General features: G+C 54.8%; 7 protein-coding genes. 3 read left to right on the top strand and 4 right to left on the bottom strand.

All coding sequences use genetic code 11. The annotated features are described in order from the left end of the window. Positions 1-80 (bottom strand): LysR family transcriptional regulator (locus RTK32_RS18935; RefSeq protein ID WP_312046707.1); only part of this gene is annotated, 80 nt, incomplete at its 3' end. 103 nt (positions 81-183) lie between these two features. Here RTK32_RS18935 and RTK32_RS18930 point away from each other — a divergent pair. From RTK32_RS18930 to RTK32_RS18920, 3 genes are all read left to right on the top strand, one after another. Next, a complete protein-coding gene (locus RTK32_RS18930) occupies positions 184-609 on the top strand; it encodes a CidA/LrgA family protein (protein WP_312046705.1) in 426 nt (141 codons plus the stop codon). Next, complete coding sequence (locus RTK32_RS18925; protein WP_312046703.1) at positions 602-1,300, top strand: LrgB family protein; 699 nt, start codon at positions 602-604, stop codon at positions 1,298-1,300. The genes RTK32_RS18930 and RTK32_RS18925 overlap by 8 nt, the downstream gene beginning before the upstream one ends. A gap of 135 nt (positions 1,301-1,435) precedes the next feature. Continuing rightward, positions 1,436-1,981 (top strand): YfaZ family outer membrane protein, encoded by a 546-nt coding sequence (locus RTK32_RS18920; protein ID WP_312046701.1) that lies wholly within the window; start codon positions 1,436-1,438, stop codon positions 1,979-1,981. Positions 1,982-2,057: 76 nt separating this feature from the next. Here the strand turns inward: RTK32_RS18920 and actP are convergent, their stop codons facing one another. The 3 genes from actP to RTK32_RS18905 form a co-directional block, all read right to left on the bottom strand. Further along, positions 2,058-3,707: a cation/acetate symporter ActP gene (actP, locus tag RTK32_RS18915; RefSeq protein ID WP_312046699.1), complete on the bottom strand. Its 1,650-nt coding sequence runs from the start codon at positions 3,705-3,707 to the stop codon at positions 2,058-2,060. After that, positions 3,704-4,012, bottom strand: coding sequence for a DUF485 domain-containing protein (locus tag RTK32_RS18910; RefSeq protein ID WP_312046697.1), 309 nt, complete (start codon positions 4,010-4,012; stop codon positions 3,704-3,706). Before RTK32_RS18910 ends, actP begins: the two co-directional genes overlap by 4 nt. 170 nt (positions 4,013-4,182) lie before the next feature. Next, positions 4,183-4,999 (bottom strand): AMP-binding enzyme (locus RTK32_RS18905; RefSeq protein WP_312046695.1); only part of this gene is annotated, 817 nt, incomplete at its 5' end.

The following is a 4,999-nucleotide window of genomic DNA, read 5'->3' as shown; positions in this document are numbered from 1 at the left end:
ACGTACAGTTGCTCTGCCGCACGGGTAAAACTTTGCTGGCGTACCACTTCCACAAAATAGCGCAGGGCTCTGACGTCCATAAACATTCCTGTAGGGCATAGTTCAGATAATATTAAGTCATTTTTTTCACCCTCTGGTACGGCTTTATACTCTCTTTACGCATTATTCAGAGAGAACCCCATCATGACACTGGCGATACGCCCGCAAAACACATGGCCGCAACGTATTCAGGTCCCCCTGCAGGTTGCGCTGTACGTCGCTTTTTTCCTGGTTGCGCAACAGCTGGTGGACTGGTTGCACCTGCCGTTACCTGCCAATATCGTCGGGATGTTGCTGCTACTCGCCCTGATTATGCTACGCGTGCTCCCTCTGAAGTGGGTGAAGGCCGGGTCGCGGTGGTTGTTGGCGGAAATGCTGCTGTTTTTCATTCCGGCGGTGGTTGCGGTTGTTAACTACTCACAGCTGCTCAGGGTGGACGGCTGGCGGATTATGCTGGTTATCATGATCAGTACGCTGCTGGTCCTTTCCGCTACTGCGCTGGTGGTAGACCGCGTTTATCGTTTTGAAATCTGGCTGGCGGAACGTAAAAAGGAGCGTCGGGGTGAATAGTTTTTTTATCAGCCTGCTTTGCCTGCTGGTCACGCTGCTGGTGTACTTCCTTAATAAGCGCCTTTATCGTCGCTGGCACAGGCTGTTGCTGATGCCGCTGGTGATGACGCCAATGGTGCTGGTCGCGCTGCTGCTGCTGACCCATATTTCCTGGCAAAGCTATATTGGTGAAAACCGCTGGCTGCTGTGGCTGCTTGGCCCGGCTACGCTGGCCTTCGCCGTGCCGGTTTACGAAAATGTCGCCATCATCCGTCGTCACTGGCTCTCGCTTAGCGCAGGCGTGCTGACCGCCACGCTGGTCGCCGTGTGCAGTTCGGTATGGCTGGCAAGGCTGCTAACGCTGCCGGAAGCGATCCAGCGCAGCCTGGCCGTGCGGTCAATTACCACGCCGTTTGCGCTGGCAGCGGCGAAGCAACTGGGCGGGCAGCCCGATCTGGTGGCGCTGTTTGTGGTGATTACCGGCGTGTTCGGCATGGCCGTAGGCGATCTGCTGTTTATTCGTCTTGCCGTTAAGCAAGGGCTGGCGAAAGGCGCGGGGTTTGGTGCAGCTTCACATGGCGCAGGTACCGCTCGTGCCTATGAAATTGGTCAGGAGGAGGGCGTGGTTGCCAGCCTGGTTATGATGCTGTCAGGGGTAGTCACGGTAGTGATTGCGCCACTGATAGGCCGCCTGATGTGGACGATGGTCTGATGAATGGCCAGTAACAGCAATAGTGACTAAACGAACTTTGAGATTCATCGCATTCTCATTTAATTCTTTCGGTTGATGCTTTAGTCTTTGCGGCCGTCGGGAAAACGGCGTGAGTACATTCATCAGGAGAATAATATGAAAGCAGTGGCAACTACCGCAGGCGCTCTGGCGCTACTGGCGCTGGCCGGTTCAGCACAGGCTATTGAAGGCGGTGTCGACGTTGGTCGTAATTATACCAATTTATACGCAGGCATGGGCGCTGACACCCCGGGCCTGGCGCTGACCGGTAACTGGTTGCGCAGCGATCACGACGGCAGCATGGGTAGCCTGGGTCTGGGTTACAACGTGGCAGTGGGCGATTTGTTTATTACGCCTGGCGTGAAGGCAATCTCTACTAATCCAAAAAACAGTAAAGATGGCTACGCGGTAGCAGTGGGCGCTGGCGTGAGACTGCCGGTGACCAAAATGTTTAATGTGTTCGGCCAGTATTACTACTCACCGGATTCCTTCTCCAGCCACATTGATAACTATCAGGAAGCCTCCGCTGGCGTAAGCTTCCAGCCAATCTCCCTGGTTGACGTGCGCGTGGGTTATCAGTACCTGGCGATGAACGGCAAAGATGGCCGTAAAGACAACGTGATTGCTGATGGTCCATACGTTGGTGCTTCTCTGCATTTCTGATGCAAAGGGCAGCGAGTCCGGCTTTGAACGGACTCGCTTTACGCCTGCTCTGGCTTTAGCCTGTGACAATCCCCTACTAGTGACTTTTCCCGCTTTCAATCCCTACGCCAGTCTGTGAACGGACAAACTGTGCCTGAAAACGCTGACGCTCCTGTTGGCCTGATGCTGAACGATCGGTCACGGAAAAAAACCAGGTGCCGATGAAAGCGACCAGCATGGAAAACAGCGCCGGATACTCGTAAGGGAATACCGGCTTCGCGTGGCCCAGCACCTGCACCCACACCGTCGGTCCCAGGATCATCAGCACTACCGCCGTCAGTAATCCCAGCCAGCCGCCCGCCATCGCGCCTCTTGTGGTCAGTTTCGACCAGTACATCGACAGCAGAATAATCGGGAAGTTACAGCTTGCCGCAATCGAGAAGGCCAGCCCGACCATAAAGGCAATATTCTGTTTCTCAAACAAAATACCCAGCGCAATAGCCACCACTCCCAGCACCAACACGGTGATTTTTGAGACGCGCAGCTCCTGCTTCTCGGTTGCCTGACCTTTTTTAACCACGCTGGCATAGAGGTCGTGCGACACTGCCGAGGCGCCTGCCAGCGTCAGGCCAGCGACCACCGCCAGGATAGTGGCGAACGCTACCGCAGAAATAAAGCCGAGAAAAAGGCTGCCGCCAACCGCATCAGCCAGGTGCACCGCCGCCATATTGTTTCCCCCAATCAGCAGGCCGGTCGCATCCTTAAAGGCGGGATTAGCGCCGACCAGCAGAATGGCACCGAAACCGATAATAAAGGTCAGGAAATAGAAATAACCCATAAAGCCGGTCGCGTAGAAGACGCTTTTACGCGCTTCGCGGGCGTCGCTGACGGTAAAGAAACGCATCAAAATATGCGGCAGACCTGCCGTACCAAACATCAGCCCCAGCCCGAGCGACAGCGCGGAAATCGGGTCGTGCACCAGCCCGCCAGGACGCATAATAGCCACGCCTTTTGGATGCACCGCCATAGCCTGAGTGAAGAGATTATTAAAGCTGAAGCCCACGGTTTTCATTACCATGATCGCCATAAAGCTGGCGCCGAACAGCAGCAAGACCGCTTTGATAATCTGCACCCAGGTGGTCGCTAACATGCCGCCGAACAGCACGTAGAGCACCATCAAAATGCCTACCATGACCACGGCAACGTGGTAATCCAGGCCGAACAGCAGCTGGATAAGCTTACCCGCTCCCACCATCTGTGCAATCAGATAAAGCGCCACCACCACCAGCGACCCGCAGGCAGACAGCGTGCGGATAGGCAGCTGCTTCAGACGATAGGATGCAACGTCGGCAAAGGTGTAGCGGCCCAGGTTACGCAGCCGTTCGGCAATCAGAAACAGGATAATCGGCCAGCCGACCAGAAAACCCAGCGAATAGATCAGGCCGTCGTAACCAGAGGTATAAACCAGTGCGGAAATGCCCAGGAAAGACGCGGCGGACATAAAGTCACCTGCCATCGCCAGGCCATTCTGAAAACCGGTAATATTACCGCCTGCGGTATAATAATCGCTGCGCGAACGGGTACGTTTGGAAGCCCACCAGGTGATACCCAACGTGGCCGTGACAAATATCAGAAACATCACGATAGCTTCAATATTTGTGGGCTGTTTTTCAACAGCGCCGCTAATAGCATCGGCGGCACGCGAAGTGAACGGCAGCAGCAGGGCGAAATAAAGAAAAAGTTTCATCCTTTCACCTCATCCAACAGGGCTTTGGTTAAGCGGTCGAATTCGCCATTGGCCCGCCAGACATAAATACCGGTTAAAAGAAAAGAAATAACAATCAGCCCAATGCCAATAGGGATCCCACGGGTTACACTCGTATTGGCGTCAAGCGGCGTACCCAGCCAGCCGGGCGCAAAAGCGATCAATAAAATAAAGCCGACGTAAAGAATAAGCATTATTACCGAAAGCAGCGTGGCGAAAGCCTGCCGTTTTCTGACCAGCTCTTTAAAAAGCGCACTTTTTTCAATCCGCTGATATCTATCGTTCATCACAGAATCTCCAGAGATAATTGCAAGAGCTGTTATGAGATCCGGCTTTGCCCACCGTGCTGATTGAGCGACTGCGCCGGTAATGCCTCATCATCGGGAAGCTGATAAATAAAGGGCAGCGTGATAATTAATACGCTGCCCGGTGACGCTTTATGCTTTTTTACTTATGCTCAGGGCAGGGTAATACCCTGTTTCTCCTCCAGCAGTTTTTCCACCACGCCCGGATCGGCCAGCGTTGAGGTATCGCCTAAATTAGTGGTATCGCCAACGGCAATCTTGCGCAGGATGCGGCGCATAATTTTCCCGGAGCGTGTTTTCGGCAGGGAGTCTGTCCAGTGCAGGACATCTGGCGTAGCGATGGGGCCGATCTCTTTACGTACCCAGCTGCGCACCTCGGTATACAGCTCAGGCGTTGGCTCTTCACCGCTGTTCAGCGTGATATAGGCGTAAATAGCCTGGCCTTTAATGGCGTGAGGAATACCGACTACGGCCGCTTCGGCGATTTTAGGATGCGAAACCAGCGCAGATTCGATCTCTGCCGTGCCCAGTCGATGGCCGGAAACGTTCAGGACGTCATCCACGCGGCCGGTGATCCAGTAATAGCCATCCTCGTCGCGTCGCGCACCGTCGCCGCTGAAATACATGTTCTTAAAGGTGGAAAAGTAAGTTTGTTCAAAGCGTTCATGATCGCCGAACAGCGTGCGCGCCAACCCCGGCCAGGCATCGACGATCACCAGGTTGCCTTCACAGGCCCCTTCCAGCGCGTTGCCTTCGTTGTCGACCAGCGCGGGCTGGACGCCGAAGAAGGGTTTGGTGGCCGAACCGGCCTTTAGTTCGGTCGCCCCAGGCAGCGGGGCGATCATAAAGCCGCCCGTTTCCGTCTGCCACCAGGTATCAACAATCGGGCAGCGGCTGTTGCCGATTTTTTGGTAATACCACTCCCAGGCTTCCGGGTTGATCGGCTCGCCCACGGAACCCAGAATGCGC

The sequence above is a fragment of the Erwinia sp. genome, assembly GCF_031978025.1.
Lineage (GTDB): Bacteria > Pseudomonadota > Gammaproteobacteria > Enterobacterales > Enterobacteriaceae > Erwinia.
Note: the sequence above shows the minus strand (reverse complement) of the source record. Positions and strands in the feature narration are given on the sequence as shown.